Genomic DNA, 22768 nt, shown 5'->3' with positions numbered 1-22768 from the left:
CGAACGAAATAACAACAGACGTAGCCAGCACGGCCCTGTCTCCGGGGGGGCGACATCATCTCGGAACGAAGGGGCGCAATCATCTCGGAAACGAGGGGCGGCTTCATCGGAATCGGCAGTCGACGCCTTTGCCAAATTGCGCTGGCGACGCTTCAAGCTGCTCTCGAAGATTTCCCAACGCACCAGGCGTACCGTGCCGGACCGTAATGAGGTGGTTGTGACCGGTGAAGATCGCTGTCTTGCCGTAGCGTATCCGGTCCCCGTCCAGCTCAGCCGTATTGGCCACGACATAGAGTTCGTCGTTATATACCTCGAGCTTCGGAGGACATTGCGGGTGCATCGCGTTGTCGACGGCAAGGGGGTGGAGGCCGTAGCTTTCCTGTAAGGAGCGAAGCTCCCCCGCTGTCGGCTCACTCAGCCCGATCCAACAAAAGCCCGAGCGGCTGTTGTCATGGGCTATACGCTCATCGATCGCGACCTTTTTTACGCGTTTCCCCTCGTTATAGTAATAGCTTGCTATGACGGTCATGCGGGTCTCTCCGGAACGAGAAGGCCGCGTTGTACCGCCGGCCGCGCTAGCCCGCGCTTAAGCCAAGCAGATATGTTGGAGAAGGTCTCGTACTCCAGCAGTCCGCCGGCATTGTATGACGTGACGAGCGCGTTCACCCAGCCGAGCGTCGCCACATCAGCAATGGAGTATTCGCCTACGATCCAGTCACGCCCGTCTAGCTGGCGATCCAGGATGCTGAGTAGGCGTTTGGACTCGTCCGCGAAGCGCTGCAGAGGACGCCGGTCCTCAAAGTCCTTGCCGCCCCAGCGCAGGAAGAAGCCCAACTGACCGAACATCGGTCCGACTGCCGACACTTGGAAAAAAACCCAGGCGAGCGTGTCATACCGCCTCTCAGGCGCGGTCGGCATGAGTTTTCCGCTCTTCTCCGCCAGGTAGACGAGGATCGCTCCGGACTCCCACACGCCGATCGGCACGCCGCCTGGCCCATGGGGGTCGATGATCGCCGGGATGCGGCCGTTCGGATTGAGCGTGACGAACGCGGGGTCCTTCGACTCGTTCTTGGAGATGTCTACAAAGTGCGGCTCGTATGCCAGACCGACCTCTTCAAGCATGATCGAAACCTTGACGCCGTTGGGCGTCGGTGCCGCATACAGCTGCAGGCGATCAGGATGCGCTGCTGGCCACCGCTGCGCGATCGGGAATGAGGAGAGATCTGGCATTCGGCTGCAATTCTCGAAATAAGCCGGTCCAACAGACTGTCAGAACGATCATCCCTTCGTGGCCAGGTCGCATGGCGACGCGACCACGAAGGGAACTGCTGATGCTATGAAGGAGCGTGGATCCGCTCGATCAGTCCGCCTGTGCCGTAGCCGCGCCGTGCGCACCGCCGGCGTCCTGGCGTTTTGGAAGCACCCAGTCGGGTCGTGCGAAGTGGCACGTGTAACCGCCCGGCCGCTTCTCGAGGTAGTCCTGATGCTCCGGCTCGGCTTCCCAGAAGTCGCCCACGGGCTCGACCTCGGTGACGACCTTGCCATTCCAGAGCCCCGATGCATCCACGTCGGCGATCGTGTCCTCGGCGATGCGCTTTTGCTCCTCGTCGACATAGTAGATGCCAGACCTGTAGGAGGCTCCGCGGTCGTTGCCTTGACGATCCTTCGTCGTCGGATCGTGGATCTGGAAAAAATATTCCAGGATGTTCCGGTAGCTCGTCACCTCGGGATCGAAGGTGATCTCGATCCCCTCGGCATGCGTGCCGTGATTGCGATAGGTGGCATTGGGGACGTCGCCGCCGGTGTAGCCCACGCGGGTCGAGATGATGCCCGGCTGCTTGCGGATCAGATCCTGCATACCCCAGAAACAGCCGCCAGCGAGAACTGCGCGCTGATGCATGTTAAACCTCCTCTACTTGATCGAGATATTCACCGTATCCCTCGGCCTCCATCTCATCGCGGGGGACGAAGCGGAGCGCTGCCGAATTGATGCAGTAGCGCAGGCCGCCCTGGTCGGCGGGGCCATCCGGGAAGACGTGGCCGAGATGGCTGTCACCATGCACCGACCTGACCTCGGTCCTTGTCATCCCATGGGAGCTGTCCCGCACTTCGTTGACATGCGCAGGGACGATCGGTTTTGTGAAGCTTGGCCAGCCGGAGCGTGAATCGAACTTGTCGGTGGATGCGAACAGTGGCTCACCCGAAACAACGTCGACGTAGATCCCCGGCTCCTTGTTGTCATTGTATTCACCCGTGAACGGCCTCTCGGTGCCGTGCTCCTGAGTGATGCGACGCTGCTCAGGGGTCAGGCGATCGATTGCGGCCTGTGTTTTCTCAAACTTCATGATTAGACCTCCAATGCTAAGTCCAGAACTTTAGGCGCAAAACGATCAGCATGGCTGATGTGTCATCTAGTCGACTATCGCAGCCGCATACGTACTTATCCAATACGTCGTGCGCATAGTTTCCATAGCCTCGCCGCTTTGATTGATGCGGCTCACCGCCACTCATGTCGCGCCGCAAGCTGCGCGATTTTCCGGATTTCAACCGGCGCCGTCGATCCGGAAACAGTCACGATCACCACCTCCCTTTCCAACGTGAAACCCTCGATAGGCCGTGTAACGAGGCCGGTCTCTGCGGCTGACCGCTCCGGGACGATGCATATCGCGCTACCCTCGGCAACGATGCGGTGGACCCAGTCTTCGCGGTCTGAACGCAAGCGCGGGCGCATCACTACGTCGCGCCGCGCAAAGTGCTCTCGTATCTGGTCGCGAAACTCGCAGTTGAGCCGATCGACCAAAGGGAATTTCGCCAAGTCGTCCCCACGAACAATTTCCGCTGCCGCCAACGGGTGACTCACTGCGCAGGCGAGTACGAAGCGCTCTTGGAAGAGCGGTCGAACATCGAGCTTCCGATCTGGGCGAACTTCCCGCGGAAGAATACACGCGTGATACTTGCCGGATAGGACCTCCGACGAGTCTTCGCCCGACTGAAGTGAATGCAGTCTGATCTCGATGGACGGGACTTCCTCCAGGGCACCCTCGAAAAAAGATGCAAACCTTTTCGGTCCGACGGTCGGCGCGACAGCGATGTCAAGCACGCGGTGGCGCCCCATCGTCCAGTTCTCAGAGTGATCGCGCACGCTCCTCAACGCCAAGAGCATACGACGGAATTCCGCTTCAACATCCTGGCCGAGGCCCGTGAGCCGACTGTTCTTTCCGTCCCGATAGATCAGTGCCCCGCCGAGTTCTTCCTCCAGGCGACGAATGGCACGCGTCAGGCTTGGCTGCGACACGCCACTTAACCGAGCAGCCTCGGTGAAATTCAGCGTCTCAGCCAAGTTTATGAAATAGCTGACCTGATTGAGTTCCATCACCCCTCGGCCCATGTCTCTCTCGACTACCTCCGCAGATCCGTCTTCGACCGACCGGAGCGGAGAAGTATGCGCGACGCATATAGTTTGCCGGTTAGGGGTTGTCTATATGCGCGACGCATATAAAAGGTATGTCCTGTCGTGACTGGTGCCCATGCAAGGTGCTGCCCGGCCCAACGGTAGAGCCGAGGCAATGCTCGCCCCGGCTCGCGGGTGGGGGAGATCGTTGAATGGCGGAGGAATGCGGAGTTCCGGGTTGGAACGGCGCGCTCATATGTTCTGGGAGGTATCGACGTGCCTGCAGCGAAGTTCACGTTCGAGAACGGAGAGGGCAAGCTTCTCAGCGGGCTCCTAGAGTCTCCGGAAGGCACTCCTCGCGGATGGGCGATCTTCGCTCATTGCTTCACGTGCGGGAAGGACAGCCGAGCGGCTGTCCACATTTCCCGCGCACTGTCACGGGCAGGGATCGGCGTCCTGCGATTTGACTTTGCTGGCACTGGGGTCGGCGGCGCCGAAGGCGAGGCAGTGGATTTCGCCGCGGACGTGACGGATCTCAAGTCAGCGGCAAGGGCGATGACGACCGCGGGGATGACGCCCGCCCTTCTTATCGGACATAGCCTAGGTGGAACCGCTGCTCTGATGGCTGCGACCGATCTGCCGGACATCGTCGCCGTGGCGACCATCGGCGCGCCGGCGGAACTCGAGCACATCCTCAAGGTCTTCAACGCCAGCGATCTCGACACGATCAGACGCGAAGGCGAGGCATCGGTCGACATTGCCGGCCGGCCTTTCCTCATCCGACGCAGCTTCGTCGACGCCGTCGAACAGGTGGATGTAGAAAAGGCGGTCGCTGCGCTCCGTCGTCCATTACTCGTCCTGCACTCCCCCCTCGATCAGGTGGTTGGGGTCGAGCATGCGTCGCGCATCTTCGTCGCTGCTCGGCACCCGAAAAGCTTCGTATCGCTCGATGCGGCCGATCACCTTCTTGCAGATGCCGCCGACGCGAACTTTGCATCCGCCATGGTCGCCACCTGGGCCAACCGCTACCTGCCACCCCTCGTGGCCGATCTTCCGCAGGTTGAGGCTGCCGATGGAGTCGAGGCCATCGAGACGCTGGCGGGCAAGTTCCAGCTCAAGGTCCGCAGCGGCAAGCATTCGATCTACTCGGACGAGCCGACATCGGTCGGCGGACTAGGGAGCGGTCTTTCGCCATATGAGTTGGTCTCCGCCGGCCTCGCTGCCTGCACGGTGATGACGATGCGCCTCTATGCAAACCGCAAAGGCTTTCCGCTCGAACGAGCGAGCACGAGGGTTGAGCACAAGAAGGTGGCGGACATGATGCCTCCAGACCGGTTCACTCGGACGATTGTCCTTGAAGGACCTCTGGATGAGGAGCAGCGCGCGCGCATTCTCGAGATCGCCGACCGCTGCCCCGTCGACCTCACGCTGATCCGTGGATCAGATGTCCAGACCGACCTCGTCGACGCACCCTTACCCAAGCGAAGTTCCGAGCCGGCGGCATGATCAAGAGGATTCGAGCCGACCCAGAAGCGAGGGATCTGTGAGCGACCCGTCTGTCGAAAGCGAAGCAAACCCGACGGAACGAGCGATACTCGCCGGCGGATGCTTCTGGGGCATGGAAGATTTGCTGCGGCAAAAGCGGGGAGTCGTCTCGACACGCGTCGGGTACATCGGCGGTGAAACGGTAGACCCGACCTACCATGATCATCATGGCCACGCAGAGGCGGTGGAGGTGGTCTTCGACCCCGCCGTTCTGAGCTATCGCTCCCTGCTGGAACTCTTCTTCCAGATCCACGACCCGACGACGTACGAACAACAGGGCAGCGACGTCGGCCCAAGCTACCGCTCCGCCATCTTCTATACCGACAAGCGTCAGATGGAGGTCGCCTTGGCAACGATCGAGGATATCGAGGCATCGGGTCGATGGCCCGGGCCGGTCTTATCCGAGATCAATCCCGAGGAGCCATTCTGGGAGGCAGAGCCGGAGCACCAGAAGTACCTAGTGCGACATCCGAGGGGGTATAGCTGCCACTTCGCGCGTCCCACGTGGCGCCTCGACCGATCGCGCTGATGATGCGGCCAAGCCACGACCTGCTGGCACATCACAGCGCCATTGAACGCGCCAGCTGGCAAGTCGATGTTTGTTGAAGGAGGCTGCGACGGTGGGATCACCTATGACACCCGTCCCTGAGTTCGTCGTTGCCGGCATGTGGGGGCTAGTGTCTGGCAGCGGCTTGCTCTTGGGCGCGATCGTTGCAGATGCATTATCTGGCAAACTCAGTCATCGGATGGTTTCCGCCATCATGGGGTTCGGGGGCGGTGTCTTGTTTGCCGTGATCGCCACGGAACTCGTCGTTCGACCACATGCGGGCGGGGCGGCTACATGGCCGACCATCGCTTTGCCAGTAGGTGCGGGGATTTTCAGCGGCATAAACTGGTACCTCGCTAGGCGCGGGGCGAGGGACCGAAAGCGTTGTGGCGAGTGCGTCGAGCAACCCAACGAAGCGGAGCGTCATGGCAGTGGAGCTGCGATCGCCGTGGGCAGCGTGCTCGACGGCATCCCTGAGGCCCTGGTAATCGGGATGTCGGTCGCCGGCGGCGGCGCGATCAGCCTGGCCGTAATCGTAGGCTTTTTTCTGGCGAACGTGCCTCAGGGACTCTCGAGCACCTCAGGCATGAAGCTGGCCGGCCGGTCTCGCACATACATCTACACGATATGGATCGGGATACCGCTTATAATCGCGATCGCGGCAGGTGTTGGAAACTTCCTGCTCGGATCAGCATCGGCGCAGGAGCCTGCCATCCTCCTATTCGCCGCTGGTGCCGTACTGGCCATGCTCGCCGAAGCCATGATCCCGGAAGCCTTCGAGAATGCGCCTCCGTTCATCGGGCTTATCACGGTCCTTGGCTTTCTGGCCGCCTACCTAATCGCGCAGCATTGAGCACGCGCTTCAAGACCACTGGTGCGGCCGTTACTCGCGGTCCTGCCCCCGCTCATGAAGCTCAGCGTCGATAGGACAATTGGTACAGCCTTCGTAGCAACACAGGCGGCAGATGCGATAGGAGTGCTCGAGGTTCTCCAAACGGCCACGAAGGACGCGCTCGGCAATGTCGGCCAGGATCCTCATTTCGCCTTTGTTGAGGATCGACAAGCCCTCTTCGATGACCTTGTCTCTTGCGGCTAGGATCGCAGCACTCGCCTTCTGACCGGCCGATGTCAGGTGCAGGGAACGGACGCGGCCGTCAGTCGCGGTTGCCCGGCTCTCGATCAGTCCTTCGGCAGTGAGCCGATCGGCAAGGCGGACCGTCCCTGCGTGCGACAAGCCCACGCCGACCGCCAGCATTCTCACCGAAAGCCCAGGCTGGTGCGCGAGCAGCGCTAGCGCTGACGCGGCAGGTCCTTCTTCCGGCGCCCGCGATGAACTAGCGCGAACGATGTCGTCGCTGATCATAAGTGCGAACGCCCCGAAAACGTTACGGTCTCGAGGTTCATCCATCCGTGCGGGTATATGTGCGCGACGCATAGACAGCAAGCTTCGGTGCGTATTGATCTGGCAGGTTAGAACAACCGGGAGTCCTGCAAAGTCAGAGACTTACCGAGGCACATCCGATTTTCATCAGTCGTAGTTTGCGACGAGCTGCCATACCGCTCGATACGCTGCGGCTATGGCGGCTTGAGAGAACCCCGGCGTCTCTCCCCCTTCGGTTCATCAAGGACGCGGCGCTGGGGCAAAAGGTTCAACCCGCAGTACTGGGATCACGATCGATCCGCGTGTCTAACGTCAACCGCACCATCGCGCCCAACGATGATCGTATCGATCTCAGAGAGGAAAAGGCCGTGCGCGGCAACACCCGGAATGGCTGCGATCGCGAGTGCGGTCTGTTGCGGGTCTGTGATGACCCCGAAGGCCACATCCAGGATGTGATTGCCCTGATCTGTCAAAAGCGGATCGTCATTCTGCAATCGGAGGGACACCGGAACTCCAAGGTCGGCGAGGCGCGCTCCGACGAATTCAGCGGCAAACGGGAAAACTTCGACGGGTAGCGGAAAGCGGCCGAGCCGCCTTACGACCTTGCTTGAATCGACCACGGCGATGACGCGAGCGGATGCCGCAGCAATAACCTTTTCCCTCAGCAAAGCGCCCCCGCCGCCCTTGATTGCCTGGAGGTTTTGATCGATCTCGTCGGCGCCGTCGATCGTGAGGTCCACTGAACTGAGACCCCCGAAGGCAACCAGCGGTACGGCCAATTCGCGGGCCAGAGCCTCGGTCATGCGCGAGGTTGGGACAGCCGTGATGCGGAGCCCGGCAGCAACTCGCTTTCCAAGATACTTCAGAACGTAGTTCGCCGTGCTGCCGGTCCCTAACCCGACAAGCATGCCGTCCTGGATTTCATCGACTGCCCTTTTGGCTGCGAGAGCCTTTTCTGCTTCGAGGTCAGACACCGTTTAAATCCTCCTTCCCTTCCTCGCGCAGTTCCGTCGCGCGCTGCATGCTCTACGCGACGGTGCCGAGCAGGCGCCGGAAACGGCCAGTCAATCCGGGTCGCCTCGCCGTGTTGACCTGCTCGGAACCCACGCCTAGGTCTATGCGTCACGCATATATATCGTCGACTTGAGCGACAATTTTCCTACGAGCGGTAGCGAAAGATACTCGTTCCCGGCGGCGATTTCTCATCAACGAAAGGGAATGCGCATGACTGTCAGGGTCGCGATCAACGGTTTCGGGCGCATCGGCAGACTGACGTTGCGCTCGGTGGTCGAACTTCGCCGTCAGGATATCCAAGTCGTGGCTATCAACGATCTCGCACCGGTCGGCACCCTGGCTCACCTCCTCAAATACGACTCCGTCCACGGTCCCTTTCCGGGTGAAATCGACGTCGGCGCCGACTGGATCGATGTCGGCTACGGGAGAATCACAGTCACCATGCAGCGCGACCCGGCGGACTTGCCTCATCAGAAGTGCGGCGTCGATATCGCGATGGAGTGCTCAGGCTTCTTCACTTCGAAAGACAAGGCCAGCGCGCATCTCCGCGCCGGTGCGAAACGTGTTCTCGTCTCCGCACCCAGCGAAGGAGCCGACAAGACGATCGTCTTCAAGGTCAATCATGCGACATTGACGCCCAAGGATGTAATCGTTTCGAACGGGTCCTGCACGACCAACGTGCTCGCACCCGTGGCAAAAGTGTTGAACGATTTATTCGGCATCGAGCGCGGCTACATGACGACGGTCCACGCCTACACCGGCGACCAACCGACGTTGGATGCCGTGCACACGGATCCTTATCGAGGACGCGCAGCCGCTCTATCGATGATTCCGACATCGACGGGCGCGGCGAATGCAATCGGCCGCGTGTTGCCGGAGTTGAAGGGCAAGCTGCACGGATCCTCAATCCGTGTCCCCACACCCAATGTTTCGGTCATCGATCTAGCCGTGTCCGCCATGCGTGACGTCACCATCGAGGAGGTGAACGGAGCCATTCGGGTTGCTGCCGATGGACCAATGCAGGGCGTGCTCGCGGTCACAACCGAACCGTTGGTGTCGATCGATCTGAGCCATCGGACCGAGTCGTCGATCGTCGCACTGCCCCAGACCGACGTTGTCGATCGAAGACTGGTCCGCGTTCTAGCCTGGTATGACAACGAGTGGAGCTTTGCGACACGCATGGCGGATACCGCGCTCGAGATGGCCAAATTCGGCAACTGACCGCCGGCGCCGACCCCCAAAGCGAGCGTTCGCGCGAACTAAGGCGCCGTTTGCGCCACCCTACTCTCGCGTCCTTCAAACACCATCCTGAGTAAAGTGGTCCACACAGGCAGCGCGATCAAATTTCGATCGAACTCGACAGAGGACCTGCCAAGGTGTATGCGTGGCGCATATATCACGCAAGGTGATGACGATGCTGGACGAGCCCTCAGATCGACTGATCAACGTCTTCGGCGCGCTCGCTCAGGCCGTTTCCGATCGGGTGCGGATTGCCATAGCTGAGGCCTTTACCGCGGGTGGGGAAACCGCTGCTGCGCTGATTGCGATCGGTCACGATCCGGGGATGTCGATCGATCAGATCAGCCGGATCCTTCGCCTCTCACATGCCGGGACGGTTCGCGTTGTTGAGCGGCTGGATGATCAGGGCTTTGTAGGGAAGTCGCAGTCTCAGTCTGACCGCCGCGTCGCACGTATAACGCTGACGCGGCGGGGGCATGCCGAACGAACCAAACTCCTCAGCCTGAGAAATGCCGCGGTTTCCGGCCTTTTGGTCCGGGTCTCTGCCAACGACCGCATAGTTTTGGAACGGATCGCCGACACCATTCTGACTTCGTTGCTGGATGATCCGCAGAGCGCGCTGGCGACGTGCCGCTTCTGCGATCAGGCACGGTGTCTTGGCTGCCCGATGGGCACACGGCGCCACTGAAATCTTCCGTTTATCCACAACCGACATAATCTTCATCGAGGAGTTCCGATGCCGTTTCTGAACCGCTATCGCTTTCATGTTGCCGAGGAAAACAGAAGGGATCTGGCACTGCTGAGGTGGGCGCTCGTCCTGGTCTTCCTATGGTTCGGCGGCATGAAGTTCACTATGTACGAGGCCGAAGGGATCGCCCCGTTCATCGGGAACAGCCCGCTGATGAGTTGGCTCGGCATGTTCGGAACACAGGGGCAGAGCTACTTCGTCGGGATCATCGAACTCTCGACGGCTGCGGCGCTGACCGTCGGCGCGTTTCGGCCTATCTTCTCAGCGCTCGGCGCCCTGATGTCGGTGTCAACCTACCTGATCACGCTAACTTTCTTCGTGACTACGCCGGGCGTCTCGGAGGCAAGCGCAGGAGGCTTCCCTGCGATATCGGCCGCGCCGGGACAGTTCCTGCTCAAGGACGCCGTTCTCCTCGCGGCGTCGCTCGTGTTGCTCTTCAACTCGGTCGAACGGCGACCAGTACAGTCGGCCTAACCTAAGCATGCTGGTACAAGCTTGCGAGGGAGGGTGACAAATCGCCGGTGATCGAAGGCTCCCGTCTCCTTCGAAGTCTAAGTGGCGCCTGGCAACTCGATCGGGAGATCAGGGGTGCCGGCGCGCAGTTCCTCGGCAAGGCCGTCTTCGAGCCTCAACCTGATGGCACTTCCAATTACCGAGAATGCGGGACGCTTCTATTGCGAGACGGGCGAGAGCTATCCTCCCACCGGAGCTACACCTATCGTCCCTCCGAAAGGGGGTTCACGGTCGCGTTCGCGGACGGGCCGACCCTGGGCAATATCTTCGTGCGGCTTCTTTTCGACGCCGTGGACGATCAACAGCTCGTAGCTGACGACGTCCACCGCTGCGGTGCCGACACTTACGAGGTTCGCTACATTCTCGGGCGGCCGGGTGCATTCGAGACCATCATCGACGTGGTGGGCCCGGCCAAAGCCTATCGCCTGATCAGCAGTTACGTTCGCTAATGGTCGATGCGCCCGCCGCGTGCCAGCCTACGGCGTCCGACCAAGCCAATCAGAATGGTGGCAGTCATGGTTAGGACGGCTGCGAAGCCACCTGGTGACAGCGCGGGCACTGCTGACAGGATAAGACCATCATTCCCGCCGGGGATGAGAGAGATCCCAACCCCCATAAGGAAGCCGCCGAAGAGGGTTCGAAGAAGGTCACGGGCAGAAGGTTCCTGCAGGCCCATGTTGCCTTGCCCCGCAGAGGCGGCGAATGCGCCCATTACCGATGCGGCCACAGCTGGGAGTGCGACAACCCCGGTGCGCATGTCGTGGAGAAGAAGGCTGTGTTGCAGCAACTGAGCAAGCGTCCAGGACGGCGATAGCGCAAAGAGCGCTCCGCCGGTCACTCCAAGGACCAACATCGATAATGCCAGCGGCCATCTCGCCCTTGGTCGCGATGCCTCGCTGACCGCCAGGATGATCGACACCAGCGTAAGAATGATCAGAAAGCTCAAGAGGCAGACCATACCCTGCACGCTCGGCTCCGCGAGCAGGCTTGGCCACATTGCGATACGATCGTGTCGCGCTCGGTCAATGAGCAGCATCCCGGCCGCTAGTCCAAAGGGCAGAGCTACAAGTCGGACCTCCCCGTTCCCCAAACGAGCGAGCGATCCGAGCAAGCAGGTGTCGTTGACGAGGGCGCCTATTCCGAACGCGACGGCACCAGCGAGGAGCGAGGAGTCGATACTGGACGCGGTGATTGTTAGTCCGTCTATCGCCGCGGCCCAGGCGAGCGGAACGGCAACGAGACCGGCAGCTGCCGATGCTGAGACAAGCCCGATGAGAATGCGAGGAGGGTGTCTCTTGGCCAGCTCGTCAGCGGCGGCGACCAGGCACGTCCCACCCTGGTTGGCGGCGAATCCGAAGCCGAAAGACAGTACGCATAGAGCGAAGTCGAGCCAGGATGGCACCTCGCTAAGCTCTGCAGTTCAGGCGGTGTTTATCCCGGGGAAAAGAGCTGCTCAGCCGCTCCCACGGGAGAGCGCCGCTCGTGACTTGGAGCCTAGCAACTTCATGCAGCATGCGTTTGAGATATATGCGCTGCGCATAGATATCAATGCCGCCGCACGGTATATGCGCAACGTAAATGCCGGCACACCGGGCAAGCTTGTTTATTGAATAAGGCGTGGATTCGCGCTCTGACGCTGAGCGGTACAATCCTGCCCGACGCCTTCACCCACCTCAGATACTGTTGGGCTGGGTTAGCGAACCTTAGCGGCCTCTGCTGCGACGGCGTCATTCGCTCGCCCGAGTTTCGCCTGCAATCGCTCCACGAAAGCAGCCGTCCGCCGCTCGAGCGCTTTATGCCGGTCGTTCAGGACCTTTTCCGCCCGCTCTTCCATTGCGACATCCTGACCAGCGATGCGCTTCTTGGCGACATCGGCGCTTACCGCCAACCGCTCTCGTGCGATGATGCCGCTAGTGCATAGTTGGGCCTCGGCGGCTGTACCCGAGGTAGAAAGGTTGTTGCGCGCCGTGGTGCCGCCCTCCGCGAGCCTGTTCGCGGCCTGTCGCCCATTTTCGCGAATGCGGGCCGCGACGGCGTCGACCTGATTGCCGGCATCGACGTTGATGAACTGCCCGCCTCCGGCCGAGGCGACTGCGGCCAATGCCGCGGCTTCTCCAGTGGGGACGGCGAAGCCGATGATGTTCACGATAGCCTTTGTCGGCCCTGCGTTGATCCGGCGGGCAACGTCGACCGGATCGCCGCCGCAGGTTTCCTGACCATCCGACACGACATAGATTACCTGGGTTCCCGGCCTGCCGCCCTCAACGAGCAGCATCTCGGCTTGTCGGAGAGCGGCTGCGAGGGGTGTCCACCCCACAGGCTTTACGGCCGACACACCGCGAACAAGCGCGGCTCGATCGCGCGAAAGCGGCACGGTGAGGCTGATCGCGCCGCACGAAGGGGCCTTCCCGCGTGCCGTGTTGTCGCCAGCTTGCCCAAATACGAGCAGGCCGACTTCCGCTTCTGCGGGCAGCCCATCGATAAAGCTACGAGCTGCTGCATGCGCTAGGTCCAGCTTACTTCGACCCGAGACCCGCCCGGCCATCGACCCTGATGCATCCACAGCGATGAGCACGCGCTGCGGAGACCCTAAGGGCTGCTCGTTCGACTTGGCCTCGAAAGTCGCCGAGCCCACCGACGCCTCACCGAAACAGGTTTCCGGGTTCTCGGCAGCGAAGCGGCGGAGGTACGCATCCACCTCAGTTGATGAGTCTTTCACGCCGGCAGCTGGGGCCGTGGCGGCTGGGTTGCTGGCGTCCTCCTGATTCCTCGGCGCGCGGTCGCATGCCGGAAGTCCGCACGCTAGCGCCAAGAATGCCACATAGCTGGTCCGCCGCATACGTGCTCTCCTGATCGTTTCTGGCGAATGCAGGTTGGCCGAAAGCCGGAAGACCAACAATGCCCCAGCGAAGATGGCCGGACAACACTATCCGCTGAAGCAGGGGGAACCGCCACTTGTCGCAAGTCATTTGCGCTCGATCGTTCCCTGCCCTTCCACCGCCCTTCTGAAACTCGTTGCGAGGTCCGGCTGTCGAAGATCGCCCGACTTCAGCATGGCATCGAGGAAAGCAGCAGTAGCAGACTGGACGCATGCGACGCGCTCAGGCGACTCATCCGTGGTCTCGGTCACCGCGTAGCCGGAGATCCCGCCCAGCATGTGTTCGCCATCTTCCAGCGTCAGCAGGACCCGTCCTCCGGGACTCAGCCGATACGGATCGGCAAACCAGTCGGGTCCTCTAACGGTGAGGGGCGAGCGGTCGGCGTCACCCACCACGACCAACGTGGGCGTGACCAGATGTTCGAAGGTCATATCCAGCCATGGAGTGTGCCTCCTGGCGAAATCGCTCAGATCCGTCCCACCGTGACCGCCGGACGCCAGCAACACGCCGGCTCGAATCCTCTCATCACGCCAGTCCTCGCCACTCATCGAACCCTGCATGCGGCCTCCCAGGAGCATACTAACCGTCTGCCCTCCAAAAGAGTGGCCAGCTGCCGCGACGGCTGACGTGTCCACACGGCCATTCAGCCAAGACAATTCACCTACGATCGACAGTAGCGCGTCGAGAACCTGGACCATGTCGGCAACGCGAATGCGCCAGATGTCGGGTCGACGAGGATCGTCGGCCGAGAGAGCGAGCCGCCGCGCATCAAGATGCGTCGGCTGGATGACCACGAATCCACGGGACGCCCAATAGTCGGTAAGCGGCGCATAGGCATCCATCGACGACCCATAGCCATGCGAGAACAGGACCACCGGCAGCCCTTTGCCGACCAATGGGGCGGTGACTCGTAGCAGCAGTTCTTCGCCCCGATCTCCTGCAGGAAGGGCAAGTCCCCGGACCGAGAGCACCGGCTGGGCATCACGCATGTTCGCGTCGCGGAACTGGATCTCATCGGTCATCGCCGCTTCCTTCCTGCCGAGCCATCTCGATCACGACCTTGCCAAACGGCCCTTCGTCCAGCCGATCCAGCGCCAAGGAGAGATCGGAAAGCGCGAAGCGGCTGTCGACGACGGGCTTGGCGCTTGTGCGATCGAGCGCACGGACCAGATCCTCCAAAGCGCGACGATGTCCCGTGGCGATGCCGTGGATCGAGACGTTCTTCATCAGCAATGGCATGACCGGCGACGCGATGTCGAACCCCGCCAGCGCGCCGATCTGATGGATCTTTGCGCCGACCGCAGCAACTTCGATGGAGAGACCAAGGTGCGCGCCACCGACCGTCTCCAGAACATGATGCACTCCGCGATCAAGCGTCAGGGCATGGATCGTGGCGATCCAGTCCTCGGAGTGCTTGTCGACTACGATATCCGCACCCAATGCCCGCACCCGTTCGAACTTGTCGGGCGTGGTTGAGACGATCACCTCCGCGCCGTGAAGTTTAGCGATGGCGAGACCGAACAGCGCGACGCCTCCCGTTCCCAAGATCAGCACCGTCTCGCCGGCTCGCACATGGCCGCGCTCTACGAGCGCGAACCAGGCGGTCACGCCAGCGCACGGCAAGGTACTGGCATACGCGTCACTCAGCGACGCCGGCGCGGCGACCAGCCAATCCTGCGGCAAGGTCACGCATTCGGCGAGCACCCCTGCGAAGAAGCCGCCGAGCGTTCGATAATAAGCCGGCGATCGCGCATTGCCAGGCCGAGACCCGTCGATCCACTCAGGGGTGAAACACGAGATCACCCTATCGCCAAGAGAAAAGCGCCGCACTTCTTCGCCGAGCTGAACCACCGTGCCAGCCAAGTCCGAGGCAGGCGTGAACGGGAAAGCCAGAGGCAATCCCCTACCGGTCTCGATCACCATCTTATCGCGATGGTTGAGCGACACGGCTCCAACCTTCACCAACACTTCGCCAGGGCCAGGCACTGGAACGTCCCGCTCTCTCAGAGCGAGCTTGTCGCGGCCGATCCCTTCCATTTCCCATCGTCGCATCATCGTCATAGCCACCGCATCTCCGTTGCGGTGCAATATTGAAGGCCTAGATACATGTGAGAATGGCCGATTAATTTCACGGGTTATTGAACGAGGCTCAACAATGCGCGGTTCAGAATTTGCGGAGTTGATGGCGTTCCTCGCCGTCGCCGAAGAGCGGAGCTTCCGGCGAGCGGCACAGCGGCTAGGCATATCGCCCTCTGCACTCAGCCATAGCATGCGAGCGCTCGAGGAGCGGCTCGGCGCAAGGCTGCTCCACCGGACCACGCGAAGCGTTGCGCCTACCGAAGCCGGCCAGGACCTTCTCCATCGATTAAGACCAGCGATAGCCGAAGTCGACGAAGCGGTGCGCGACGTCACCGCTTTCCAGCAACGGCCGCGCGGACGGGTACGGATCAACCTGCCACGCGCAGCGGCCGAACTCGTGATAATGCCTAAGCTAAAAGCCTTTCGGGACGCCTATCCCGACGTGCGGGTCGATCTCGCGATCGACGACGCCATCACCGATGTGGTCGCCAGGGGGTTCGATGCCGGCATCCGGTCCGGCGGGATCGTCGAACGGGACATGATCTCCGTACCCCTCACATCCGATCTGCGCATGGCCGTCGTTGGCTCGCCGGCGCTTCTAGGCGGCCTGCCGAAGATCGGTGATCCCGCCGATCTTAAAGGTGTCCCGTGCGTCACCTACCGCTGGCTGCAGTCGGATGTGCTGCATCCATGGCGCTTCGATGGACCCGACGGCCCGATCGAGATCATTGTCGACAGCGTGCTGACTACCAACGCCACCGACATGCTGCTCGGATCAGCAATCGCTGGCGTTGGCCTCGCCTATCTCGTCGAGAGTCTGGTCGCACCGCCCGTATTCGCCGGCTCGCTTGTGCGAGTGCTGGAAGATTGGTGCCGCCCCTTCCCCGGCTTCTATCTCTATTTTTCCAGCAGACGGCAGATGCCCTCAGCGCTGCGCGTCTTCGTCGACTTTATGAAGATGGCAAACCCGTACAGCTATCCGCAACATGTGGAGAACTCCTAAGTCGGCAATCGCCTATGTGGGCAATCAAAATTGACATGGAGGCGCCAGTGTCGATCACCGACGTGTTGCTACCGCTCCCGGTCAAGGCGGAAAAAGCTAACGCCTGAAGGGGCGTCGATCAGCTGGTCAGGATCGCGCCGGCAATCAGGCCGGAGAGGTGCTCAATCCGCGTGACGAACGCCGGCTGCTCACGCAGCCAGGCAAGCGCGCTTACCAGCGCGAACAGGTCGGCCCCGCTGACATCATGCCGGGCCTCGCCATGGTCCTGCGCGCGTGTCAGCAGGTTCGTGCCTGCCGCCTTCATTGCAACGCACGATGCGTGAAGAGGAGACGCCTCGTCATCGATCGCCGCGACCATGACGGCAATCGCACCGCGATAATCGTGGGCGGCTGCGACAACGCGGTGCAGCCAAGCCACAAGTGCCTCTCGCGGCTTATCGGACAATGCCAGCTCTTCCGCCTGCGACCGCAGCGCATCGAATTGCTCGCGAAGCAGAGCGTCGAGCAGCGCTTCCCGGGTCGGGAAGTGCCGGTAGAGCGTGCCGAGCCCCACGCCGGCCGTCCGCGCGATCTCACGCAAAGAGGCATCGGCGCCATTCGCCATCACAAGGTCGCGAGCCACAGCGAGGAGCCGTGCATAATTCTTCTTCGCGTCGGCTCTCATTGGCTCCAACTTGACAGACGGAGCAGTGATCCGGATATCTCCGGGACACTGTTCCGCACTCATGTAGTGCCTCGTTTGAGGAAAAACCCGTGTCCATTAACACCATGAAGGCCGTTCGCTTCCATGAGTTCGGTGATCCGCAGGTACTGCACTATGAGGATGCGCCCAAGCCCGAGGTTGGCCCTGGCGAGGTCCTGATCCGCGTCCACGCGGTAGGTATCAACCCGCCCGACTGGTACCTGCGAGAAGGATATGCGGCATTGCCGCCCGAATGGCGCCCGGCGGTGCCCTTCCCGGCTATTCCGGGATCTGACGTTTCGGGCGTGATTGAGGCGCTTGCCGATGACGTCGAAGGCTTCGCCGTTGGCGACGCCGTCTACGGAATGATCCGCTTCCCGAGTTTCGGTGACAGCCGCGCGTATGCCGAATATGTCTCGGCGCCCGCTTCGGACGTTGCCCTCAAGCCCGCCGGCATCGACCATGTCCACGCCGCCGCTGTGCCGATGTCGGGTCTCACCGCATGGCAGTTCCTGATCGATCTCGGTCATGACGTCGACAATCCGCTGCAACCGACCCGGCACGAGCCGGTGCCGCTCGCCGGCAAGCGGGTGCTGGTCAATGGCGCGGCGGGTGGGGTCGGGCATTTCGCGGTGCAACTGGCCAAACATCGCGGCGCGCACGTGACCGCAGTAGCCTCTGGCAAGCACGACGCGTTCCTTCGCCAACTCGGCGCTGACGAGGCCATCGACTACACCAAAACAGTGCCTGAGAATGCCTTTCGCGATCTCGATCTCGTCGTCGACGCGGTGGGCGGTCCAAGCACGGGCCGGTTCCTCCCTGCGATAAGACAGGGCGGCGCGCTGTTCCCGATCTTCCCGCTCGGCTTCACCGGGCATGGCGAGGCTGCGAAACTCGGCGTGACTGTCTCTGCGACACAGGTGCGGTCGGACGGCGCGCAGCTCGCCGAGCTGGGACGCCTGCTCGACGACGGCACTATTCGGGTAGCCATCGACAGCAGTTTCGCGCTCGAAGACGCGAGGCTTGCACATGAGCGCGCCGCCGCCGGGCACATTCAGGGCAAGATAGTCCTTACGGTGGGCAGCCAAACGTGACCGTGCCGCGAGAGGACAAGCTTACGCAGGGCACGGCGGATTGGCTGGAGATGGCGGCATTGCTGATGTGCGATGCCGCCTCGCGCGCGAACCTTCCGTCCGACCTGACGGTGAGCTTGGTCGAGCGCTATACCGACGGCGTCGCGCTTTCCGACGGTCTCATCCAGGGCATACGCTTCGAACTTGTCGAGGGACGGCCCTCTTTCCGGATTGGCGTGCGCCCGAACGAGCGGGCGGATGTCATTGTTGAGATCACCGCCGCCGCAGCGCGCCATCTCAACATACTGCGCAGCAACGATCCCGCTTATGCGGCAGCACGCGCCCGCTATCTGGAAACGGGCGAGATGCGGGTCGAAGGTGACCCCTCCCGGCTCGGCGACTGGCTCGCGGCTGTGCACGATCCAATCGTCGAAAGAACGCGCTGAAGGGATGCCGAGCATCCCGATGACAGACAGGTCATCAAACGTAGGCAACAGGAAGGGGTATCGGCATGAAATCGTATCGGTTCGGCTTCACGAGGCGATTGTTTGATCAGGCAAAGGGCATGAGACGCGCAGTGACGGCTGTTGCCATCGCTCTCCTCGGCAGTTTCGGACCGTTGCATGCTCAGGAGACCGGCGGGAAGCCGCCCACAGGCGTTGCCGATCGCTTGTACACACTCGATTGCGGCCTGACCGAGTTCCAGGACGCGTCCGCCTTTTCCGACACCGGCGAATATGACGGGCGCTCGGTCGCGCTCCCGACCCCGTGCTATCTCGTCCGTCACGGCAAGGACTGGTTGCTGTGGGATACCGGCAACGGCGATCGGCTGGCGTCAATGCCGGATGGCGAGACAAAATTTGGCGGCCGTTTCTCCCAGCGCCGCACGCTCGCGGGCCAGCTCGCAGCGCTGGGATTGAAACCCGACGACATTCGCTACGTCGCGCTCTCGCATATCCACCAGGATCATTCGGGCAATATCGGCCTCTTCCCCAAAGCAACGTTTCTTGTCGCTGCCAGCGAACTCGCCTGGGCACGGGGCACACCAACACCGTTCGGGGTCGAGGCAGCATCGGTCGCCCTGCTTGGAAAGGTCCGCGTCGAGCCGCTGGACGAGGACAAGGACGTGTTCGGCGACGGCAGCATCAAGATCATCAAGGCCCCGGGCCACACGCCTGGTGGCCGGTCATTGTTCGTCCGACTGGCCAAGGCGGGCTCGCTGCTCGTGACGGGCGACCTCTATCATACCCGTGAGAACTACGAGAAGGGGCTGGTTCCCAGTCCAAACGTCGATCGCGCGCAGACGCTGGCCTCATTCGACCGGTTCAAGCGGATCGCGGCAAACACCAAGGCTCGGGTGATTGTCCAACATGCCCCGGAAGATTTCGCAGCACTACCGGCCTTTCCAAAATATCTCGACTGATGCCTTAACCTGCGCGTTGGCAAAGCCTGCGTGCGAATTGATCAAGGCTGGTGATTGCTGAGCACCTCGCGGTCGGCGCTCGTGATGCGTTCGCGGCCATCGGCTCGGAGCCCTATTTAATCGAGTGAGGTATCACGAAGCGGGTTACGTCTATCGTTCATGTACGACCCGCTACCAGCCGAAGAGTTCGACGGATGAAGGTACGACGATGAAGTTGATTGTGATGAGCTCGCTGATGATGTCGTTCGGGCTGGGTGCCTGTGCCGCTAGCCGCGCGGCCGGCGACGTCGGATCGGGTAAATGCAACGCCGAAGGTGCCGCGCGCCTTGTAGGCAAGGTCGCGCCTGACGACGGCACAATACTCCGCCGCACCGGCAGCACGATCGTTCGACGGATCGCGCCTGGCGATCAAGTGACACAGGATTATCGTCTCGAGCGCGTGACCGTATCGATCGCTCAAGGCCGGGTAATCTCCGCTTCCTGTGGCTGAGCTCTGACCGCAGATGAAGGCGATCGTGCTCGTAGCCGTTCTCTCGTCGCTCGCAGGCTGCGCCGTCCAGAAGCCGATTGAAGGGCCGGTCAGGCTAGGACAGATCGCCTTCGTTGGTGGGCCAAAGGTTCGGCCGGAAATGGTCATCGAGGACAGCCGCTGCCCTACGGATGGCCGATGTGTCTGGGCAGGGCGCCTGATCGTGCGGGTGACAGTGCTGGGAGGCGGATGGTCCAGACAGCTCGACCTCACACGCGGCATCCCCGTAAATGTCGCCGATGGGACGATCACCCTCGTGGCAGCAACGCCGCCTAGGCGCCCCAGCCGCCTGCCCCTGCCCTACCGTTTCACATTCAGCTTCCAGGGCGGCTTATAATCGTCATTGCGCCGCTATCTCAGTGCCGACCAATTGCAACGATCGATACTTCAAGGGCGCGACTGAGCGCGGCGTCGCCGCTCATGCGTAGACCGACACGTAGATGCTCGCCCAAGCCTCACCCGCCGCTGTCGAGACCCGCACGGGAACGCGGTTATAGCCGTCGCCCTCAAAGGCATCGAGGCGCGACCAGTGTGCGGGAAGGTCGGGCGATTGAAACAGCTGGACTGTCACCGTCGACTCGGCGTCGTCGAGGACGATCGCCGGAAATCCCATCGCCGCGCCCCAGCCTTGCTCGACCAAGCGGCCGCGCACTGTGCCCGGTGTCCACGTGCCGGTCAGCGCGGCAAGTTCGTGCGCATTCGGCTTGCCCGGTGCCAGCGTGCCGTACACGGCGAGCCGACACGCCGCCTGTTCCATGCCGGTCGTCATGCGTTCTCTCCTTGGCCAAGCCAATGCCGCAGTACATTCGTGGTTTCGTCCGGTCGCTCGAGAGGTGGCAGATGCCCGCAACTGTGGAACAGGTGGAACTGTGCGGCCGGCAGCGCGGCGTGCATCGCATGCGCCTCTGCCGGTGGCGTCAGCCGATCGCCATCACCGACCGCGATCAGCGTCGGCACGGCGATCCGCGGCAGCAAGGGACGGCTGTCCGGCCGACCCAGGATTGCGCGCTGCTGGCGCAGGAAGGCGTCGCCGCCGACCCGCGCCGCCATCGCCTGCACCGCGTCGCCGACGGGTCCCTCGACATGGTCGGGATGAACGAGCTGCGGCAACAAGCGGCCGGTGACGCCGAGGAAGCGTCCCAGCTCGAGCGAGCGCATCGCGGCACGGCGCGCGTTGGCCCGCACCGGCGGATCGGGCGCGGCGCTTGTCGCGATCAGCGCGAGCCGCATGACCCGCACAGGCGCCTGACGCATGATCTCGAAGGCGACGTAGCCACCCATCGATAGTCCGGCGAGCGCGAACCGCAGTGGCGCGTGCGCCAGAGCGCGCGCCGCCATCTCACTCACGCTGTCGTCCAGCGTCAGGTCGGCGACCTGCGCGTCGGCGATGTCGGCCAGTCCGGCGAGCTGGTCGTCCCAGAGGCGTGCGTCGCACAGCAGGCCCGGCAGGAGCAGAAGCGGCGCGCGGTCAGTCATGTGCCACGTAGTGCACGCTTGCCGCCAAGGCGACCCGGACAAGCGAGAATCCGACGCACAGGGTCACCCCTCAAGCCAGCCGTGATGCTCCCAGAACCAGCCGCCGATCGATCCGGTGACGCTGCTGCCCAGATAATAGAACAGCAGGTAGATTCAGAATGCGCACCCCCGGCCTCGCCGGATGCCGTCCTATCCCGACGGCTGGCGATGCCAGATCGGTCGATCAGCGTCCGGGGCTGCGACACAGACCGTAGAGCCTCTGCACCTTGGGGTTGCCCGCGCCAAACTCCCTGCGAAACTCGGCTTTCTTGGCACAGGCCGCGGCCTGACCCGGTGTTCCTTGCCGGCTTGCTCGATCGCGCGCCTCGATCCGCTTGGAGTGGGCCCTCATCGTCGAGCTGACGACCTGGCCGCGCGATAACTCGCCAAGATCGATTGCCGGGGGAGTGTCCTGGGCAGCCAGGGAACTAGCCAGCAGTCCGGCGGACAATAACAATAAGCGCTTTATGTCCGATCTCCGACGGTATCTCGATACGCGAAACGGATCCTCTTGGAACGGGTTCCGTCAGCTGGCCCGACCGACAATGAACCGGGAGTGAGTTCGGCGGGGACGGCCGGGAAGCAGACGTTGGTTCAAGTTGCAAGATTGCGGTATCCGGGGTTGGCGGACTTCTTCGCTGGGACGTGTTGGTTCAATTTATGCAATTGATGGTTCAGATTAGGCGAAGCTGCACCAACCATATGTAACATGACGATCGCCCTTCGACGCCTACGGCTCTTGCCAGAACTAGTAAGGGTGACTTTATGAAAGTCCGCAATCTCTAGGCCGGAGTATCGGAAATCAGAGCCTCCGCGATCCTACTGCCACTAGCAGCTATGCTGGCGATGGGCTCCTGCGCGATCCAGCGGCATGGCCCCGATCAGGCCATCTACTGCGCGCTGGGTAAGTCGCGCGACGGTGTCGACATCTATTGTCCGAAGCCGGTACTAAACGGCGGCTGGCCAGCGCCGTTCGCGTTCGACCGGCCTGGCATTTCCGTCGAGGGCAAGATCGCCTTCACCGAAGACGACTTCCGGTTCTGGCCGTTCATCGCAGACGTCGCCTTCTACGAGCTGGCCCTTCTTGCTCTATGTAGGCTGATGCAGAGGGTTAGGCCGAAATCCTGATAGCGGGAAAGTGGACCACAAGGCCGAAGATCGGCCATGCAGCATGCGGGCATGCCGCTAAGCGGCTTGTGATGGACGC

Annotated in this window: 27 protein-coding genes; 13 read left to right on the top strand and 14 right to left on the bottom strand. The window is 62.0% G+C overall.

Annotation, left to right across the window (positions count from 1 at the left end; translation table 11 throughout):
• Window positions 1-103: 103 nt before the first annotated feature.
• From ACP7A3_RS19280 to ACP7A3_RS19260, 5 genes are all read right to left on the bottom strand, one after another.
• A complete protein-coding gene (locus ACP7A3_RS19280) occupies window positions 104-529 on the bottom strand; it encodes a CorA family divalent cation transporter (protein ID WP_426256935.1) in 426 nt (141 codons plus the stop codon).
• Window positions 526-1230 (bottom strand): glutathione S-transferase N-terminal domain-containing protein, encoded by a 705-nt coding sequence (locus tag ACP7A3_RS19275; RefSeq protein WP_197939356.1) that lies wholly within the window; start codon window positions 1228-1230, stop codon window positions 526-528. Before ACP7A3_RS19275 ends, ACP7A3_RS19280 begins: the two co-directional genes overlap by 4 nt.
• A gap of 130 nt (window positions 1231-1360) precedes the next feature.
• Window positions 1361-1900: a peptide-methionine (S)-S-oxide reductase MsrA gene (gene msrA / locus ACP7A3_RS19270; RefSeq protein WP_197939357.1), complete on the bottom strand. Its 540-nt coding sequence runs from the start codon at window positions 1898-1900 to the stop codon at window positions 1361-1363.
• A 1-nt stretch (window position 1901) separates the two neighbouring features.
• Window positions 1902-2345 (bottom strand): peptide-methionine (R)-S-oxide reductase MsrB, encoded by a 444-nt coding sequence (gene msrB / locus ACP7A3_RS19265; RefSeq protein WP_066781578.1) that lies wholly within the window; start codon window positions 2343-2345, stop codon window positions 1902-1904.
• A gap of 152 nt (window positions 2346-2497) precedes the next feature.
• A complete protein-coding gene (locus ACP7A3_RS19260) occupies window positions 2498-3373 on the bottom strand; it encodes a LysR family transcriptional regulator (RefSeq protein ID WP_197939358.1) in 876 nt (291 codons plus the stop codon).
• 213 nt (window positions 3374-3586) lie between these two features.
• Between ACP7A3_RS19260 and ACP7A3_RS19255 the strand changes: the two genes are divergently transcribed.
• From ACP7A3_RS19255 to ACP7A3_RS19245, 3 genes are all read left to right on the top strand, one after another.
• A complete protein-coding gene (locus ACP7A3_RS19255) occupies window positions 3587-4897 on the top strand; it encodes a bifunctional alpha/beta hydrolase/OsmC family protein (RefSeq protein WP_426257263.1) in 1311 nt (436 codons plus the stop codon).
• Between the two features lie 37 nt (window positions 4898-4934).
• Window positions 4935-5465, top strand: coding sequence for a peptide-methionine (S)-S-oxide reductase MsrA (gene msrA / locus ACP7A3_RS19250; protein ID WP_197939360.1), 531 nt, complete (start codon window positions 4935-4937; stop codon window positions 5463-5465).
• Between the two features lie 169 nt (window positions 5466-5634).
• Window positions 5635-6336 carry a ZIP family metal transporter gene (locus ACP7A3_RS19245; protein ID WP_232252464.1) on the top strand — a complete coding sequence of 234 codons (702 nt, stop codon included), beginning with the start codon at window positions 5635-5637 and terminating at the stop codon, window positions 6334-6336.
• Between the two features lie 30 nt (window positions 6337-6366).
• Here ACP7A3_RS19245 and ACP7A3_RS19240 read toward each other — a convergent pair whose 3' ends face one another.
• Together ACP7A3_RS19240 and rpiA are read right to left on the bottom strand one after the other, a co-directional pair.
• A complete protein-coding gene (locus tag ACP7A3_RS19240) occupies window positions 6367-6846 on the bottom strand; it encodes a MarR family winged helix-turn-helix transcriptional regulator (protein WP_232252465.1) in 480 nt (159 codons plus the stop codon).
• A gap of 305 nt (window positions 6847-7151) precedes the next feature.
• A complete protein-coding gene (rpiA, locus tag ACP7A3_RS19235; protein WP_066782098.1) occupies window positions 7152-7838 on the bottom strand; it encodes a ribose-5-phosphate isomerase RpiA in 687 nt (228 codons plus the stop codon).
• A gap of 250 nt (window positions 7839-8088) precedes the next feature.
• On the opposite strand from rpiA, the gene gap reads away from it, so the two are divergent.
• From gap to ACP7A3_RS19215, 4 genes are all read left to right on the top strand, one after another.
• Entirely contained in the window at window positions 8089-9099 is a 1011-nt protein-coding gene (gene gap / locus ACP7A3_RS19230; RefSeq protein WP_197939378.1) for a type I glyceraldehyde-3-phosphate dehydrogenase, read from the top strand.
• 193 nt (window positions 9100-9292) lie between these two features.
• Window positions 9293-9805 carry a MarR family winged helix-turn-helix transcriptional regulator gene (locus ACP7A3_RS19225; RefSeq protein ID WP_082746385.1) on the top strand — a complete coding sequence of 171 codons (513 nt, stop codon included), beginning with the start codon at window positions 9293-9295 and terminating at the stop codon, window positions 9803-9805.
• Window positions 9806-9853: 48 nt separating this feature from the next.
• On the top strand, window positions 9854-10339 hold the full coding sequence (locus tag ACP7A3_RS19220) for a YkgB family protein (RefSeq protein WP_066782100.1): 486 nt from the start codon (window positions 9854-9856) through the stop codon (window positions 10337-10339).
• Between the two features lie 47 nt (window positions 10340-10386).
• Complete coding sequence (locus tag ACP7A3_RS19215; protein ID WP_066782101.1) at window positions 10387-10827, top strand: DUF6314 family protein; 441 nt, start codon at window positions 10387-10389, stop codon at window positions 10825-10827.
• On the opposite strand, the gene ACP7A3_RS19210 is transcribed toward ACP7A3_RS19215, so the two are convergent.
• The 4 genes from ACP7A3_RS19210 to ACP7A3_RS19195 form a co-directional block, all read right to left on the bottom strand.
• Window positions 10824-11780, bottom strand: a complete 957-nt coding sequence (locus tag ACP7A3_RS19210; protein WP_197939362.1) for a YeeE/YedE thiosulfate transporter family protein — start codon at window positions 11778-11780, stop codon at window positions 10824-10826. The genes ACP7A3_RS19215 and ACP7A3_RS19210 overlap by 4 nt on opposite strands.
• A 291-nt stretch (window positions 11781-12071) precedes the next feature.
• Window positions 12072-13217 (bottom strand): VWA domain-containing protein, encoded by a 1146-nt coding sequence (locus ACP7A3_RS19205; protein ID WP_197939363.1) that lies wholly within the window; start codon window positions 13215-13217, stop codon window positions 12072-12074.
• Between the two features lie 126 nt (window positions 13218-13343).
• A complete protein-coding gene (locus tag ACP7A3_RS19200; protein ID WP_084280995.1) occupies window positions 13344-14279 on the bottom strand; it encodes an alpha/beta hydrolase family protein in 936 nt (311 codons plus the stop codon).
• A complete protein-coding gene (locus tag ACP7A3_RS19195) occupies window positions 14269-15318 on the bottom strand; it encodes a zinc-dependent alcohol dehydrogenase family protein (RefSeq protein WP_232252466.1) in 1050 nt (349 codons plus the stop codon). The genes ACP7A3_RS19200 and ACP7A3_RS19195 overlap by 11 nt, the downstream gene beginning before the upstream one ends.
• Window positions 15319-15412: 94 nt before the next feature.
• On the opposite strand from ACP7A3_RS19195, the gene ACP7A3_RS19190 reads away from it, so the two are divergent.
• On the top strand, window positions 15413-16339 hold the full coding sequence (locus tag ACP7A3_RS19190; RefSeq protein WP_197939364.1) for a LysR family transcriptional regulator: 927 nt from the start codon (window positions 15413-15415) through the stop codon (window positions 16337-16339).
• 118 nt (window positions 16340-16457) lie between these two features.
• On the opposite strand, the gene ACP7A3_RS19185 is transcribed toward ACP7A3_RS19190, so the two are convergent.
• Window positions 16458-17003 carry a TetR/AcrR family transcriptional regulator gene (locus ACP7A3_RS19185; protein WP_197939380.1) on the bottom strand — a complete coding sequence of 182 codons (546 nt, stop codon included), beginning with the start codon at window positions 17001-17003 and terminating at the stop codon, window positions 16458-16460.
• An 89-nt stretch (window positions 17004-17092) separates the two neighbouring features.
• Between ACP7A3_RS19185 and ACP7A3_RS19180 the strand changes: the two genes are divergently transcribed.
• The 4 genes from ACP7A3_RS19180 (at window position 17093) to ACP7A3_RS19165 (ending at window position 20007) form a co-directional block, all read left to right on the top strand.
• Window positions 17093-18115: an NADP-dependent oxidoreductase gene (locus ACP7A3_RS19180; RefSeq protein ID WP_197939365.1), complete on the top strand. Its 1023-nt coding sequence runs from the start codon at window positions 17093-17095 to the stop codon at window positions 18113-18115.
• The gene (locus tag ACP7A3_RS19175; protein ID WP_217806640.1) at window positions 18112-18540 is read left to right on the top strand and encodes a hypothetical protein; all 429 of its coding nucleotides are present in this window, start codon (window positions 18112-18114) and stop codon (window positions 18538-18540) included. The genes ACP7A3_RS19180 and ACP7A3_RS19175 overlap by 4 nt, the downstream gene beginning before the upstream one ends.
• 65 nt (window positions 18541-18605) lie before the next feature.
• Window positions 18606-19517 carry an N-acyl homoserine lactonase family protein gene (locus ACP7A3_RS19170; protein WP_197939366.1) on the top strand — a complete coding sequence of 304 codons (912 nt, stop codon included), beginning with the start codon at window positions 18606-18608 and terminating at the stop codon, window positions 19515-19517.
• Between the two features lie 223 nt (window positions 19518-19740).
• Complete coding sequence (locus tag ACP7A3_RS19165) at window positions 19741-20007, top strand: I78 family peptidase inhibitor (protein ID WP_426257166.1); 267 nt, start codon at window positions 19741-19743, stop codon at window positions 20005-20007.
• Window positions 20008-20464: 457 nt separating this feature from the next.
• Here the strand turns inward: ACP7A3_RS19165 and ACP7A3_RS19160 are convergent, their stop codons facing one another.
• On the bottom strand, window positions 20465-20815 hold the full coding sequence (locus ACP7A3_RS19160) for a gamma-glutamylcyclotransferase family protein (RefSeq protein WP_232252467.1): 351 nt from the start codon (window positions 20813-20815) through the stop codon (window positions 20465-20467).
• Window positions 20812-21522, bottom strand: a complete 711-nt coding sequence (locus tag ACP7A3_RS19155; RefSeq protein ID WP_197939368.1) for an alpha/beta fold hydrolase — start codon at window positions 21520-21522, stop codon at window positions 20812-20814. The genes ACP7A3_RS19160 and ACP7A3_RS19155 overlap by 4 nt, the downstream gene beginning before the upstream one ends.
• A gap of 876 nt (window positions 21523-22398) precedes the next feature.
• Here ACP7A3_RS19155 and ACP7A3_RS19150 point away from each other — a divergent pair.
• Window positions 22399-22689: a hypothetical protein gene (locus tag ACP7A3_RS19150; protein WP_197939369.1), complete on the top strand. Its 291-nt coding sequence runs from the start codon at window positions 22399-22401 to the stop codon at window positions 22687-22689.
• Window positions 22690-22768: the final 79 nt, after the last annotated feature.

Source organism: Sphingomonas sp. DC5200-1 (genome assembly GCF_049897245.1).
Taxonomy (GTDB): domain Bacteria; phylum Pseudomonadota; class Alphaproteobacteria; order Sphingomonadales; family Sphingomonadaceae; genus Sphingomonas; species Sphingomonas aquatilis.
The sequence above is the reverse complement of the archived record's forward strand: the minus strand, read 5'-3'. Positions and strand labels throughout refer to the sequence as shown.

Excerpts from the sequence above, each read along its gene's own strand:
- ACP7A3_RS19280 (WP_426256935.1), bottom strand. The coding sequence starts at position 529 with ATGACCGTCATAGCAAGCTATTACTATAACGAGGGGAAACGCGTAAAA.
- ACP7A3_RS19275 (WP_197939356.1), bottom strand. The coding sequence starts at position 1,230 with ATGCCAGATCTCTCCTCATTCCCGATCGCGCAGCGGTGGCCAGCAGCG.
- msrA (WP_197939357.1), bottom strand. The coding sequence starts at position 1,900 with ATGCATCAGCGCGCAGTTCTCGCTGGCGGCTGTTTCTGGGGTATGCAG.
- msrB (WP_066781578.1), bottom strand. The coding sequence starts at position 2,345 with ATGAAGTTTGAGAAAACACAGGCCGCAATCGATCGCCTGACCCCTGAG.
- ACP7A3_RS19260 (WP_197939358.1), bottom strand. The coding sequence starts at position 3,373 with ATGGAACTCAATCAGGTCAGCTATTTCATAAACTTGGCTGAGACGCTG.
- ACP7A3_RS19240 (WP_232252465.1), bottom strand. The coding sequence starts at position 6,846 with ATGATCAGCGACGACATCGTTCGCGCTAGTTCATCGCGGGCGCCGGAA.
- gap (WP_197939378.1), top strand. The coding sequence starts at position 8,089 with ATGACTGTCAGGGTCGCGATCAACGGTTTCGGGCGCATCGGCAGACTG.
- ACP7A3_RS19225 (WP_082746385.1), top strand. The coding sequence starts at position 9,293 with ATGCTGGACGAGCCCTCAGATCGACTGATCAACGTCTTCGGCGCGCTC.
- ACP7A3_RS19220 (WP_066782100.1), top strand. The coding sequence starts at position 9,854 with ATGCCGTTTCTGAACCGCTATCGCTTTCATGTTGCCGAGGAAAACAGA.
- ACP7A3_RS19205 (WP_197939363.1), bottom strand. The coding sequence starts at position 13,217 with ATGCGGCGGACCAGCTATGTGGCATTCTTGGCGCTAGCGTGCGGACTT.
- ACP7A3_RS19200 (WP_084280995.1), bottom strand. The coding sequence starts at position 14,279 with ATGACCGATGAGATCCAGTTCCGCGACGCGAACATGCGTGATGCCCAG.
- ACP7A3_RS19195 (WP_232252466.1), bottom strand. The coding sequence starts at position 15,318 with ATGACGATGATGCGACGATGGGAAATGGAAGGGATCGGCCGCGACAAG.
- ACP7A3_RS19190 (WP_197939364.1), top strand. The coding sequence starts at position 15,413 with ATGCGCGGTTCAGAATTTGCGGAGTTGATGGCGTTCCTCGCCGTCGCC.
- ACP7A3_RS19185 (WP_197939380.1), bottom strand. The coding sequence starts at position 17,003 with ATGAGAGCCGACGCGAAGAAGAATTATGCACGGCTCCTCGCTGTGGCT.
- ACP7A3_RS19170 (WP_197939366.1), top strand. The coding sequence starts at position 18,606 with ATGAAATCGTATCGGTTCGGCTTCACGAGGCGATTGTTTGATCAGGCA.
- ACP7A3_RS19165 (WP_426257166.1), top strand. The coding sequence starts at position 19,741 with ATGAGCTCGCTGATGATGTCGTTCGGGCTGGGTGCCTGTGCCGCTAGC.
- ACP7A3_RS19160 (WP_232252467.1), bottom strand. The coding sequence starts at position 20,815 with ATGACGACCGGCATGGAACAGGCGGCGTGTCGGCTCGCCGTGTACGGC.
- ACP7A3_RS19155 (WP_197939368.1), bottom strand. The coding sequence starts at position 21,522 with ATGACTGACCGCGCGCCGCTTCTGCTCCTGCCGGGCCTGCTGTGCGAC.
- ACP7A3_RS19150 (WP_197939369.1), top strand. The coding sequence starts at position 22,399 with ATGCTGGCGATGGGCTCCTGCGCGATCCAGCGGCATGGCCCCGATCAG.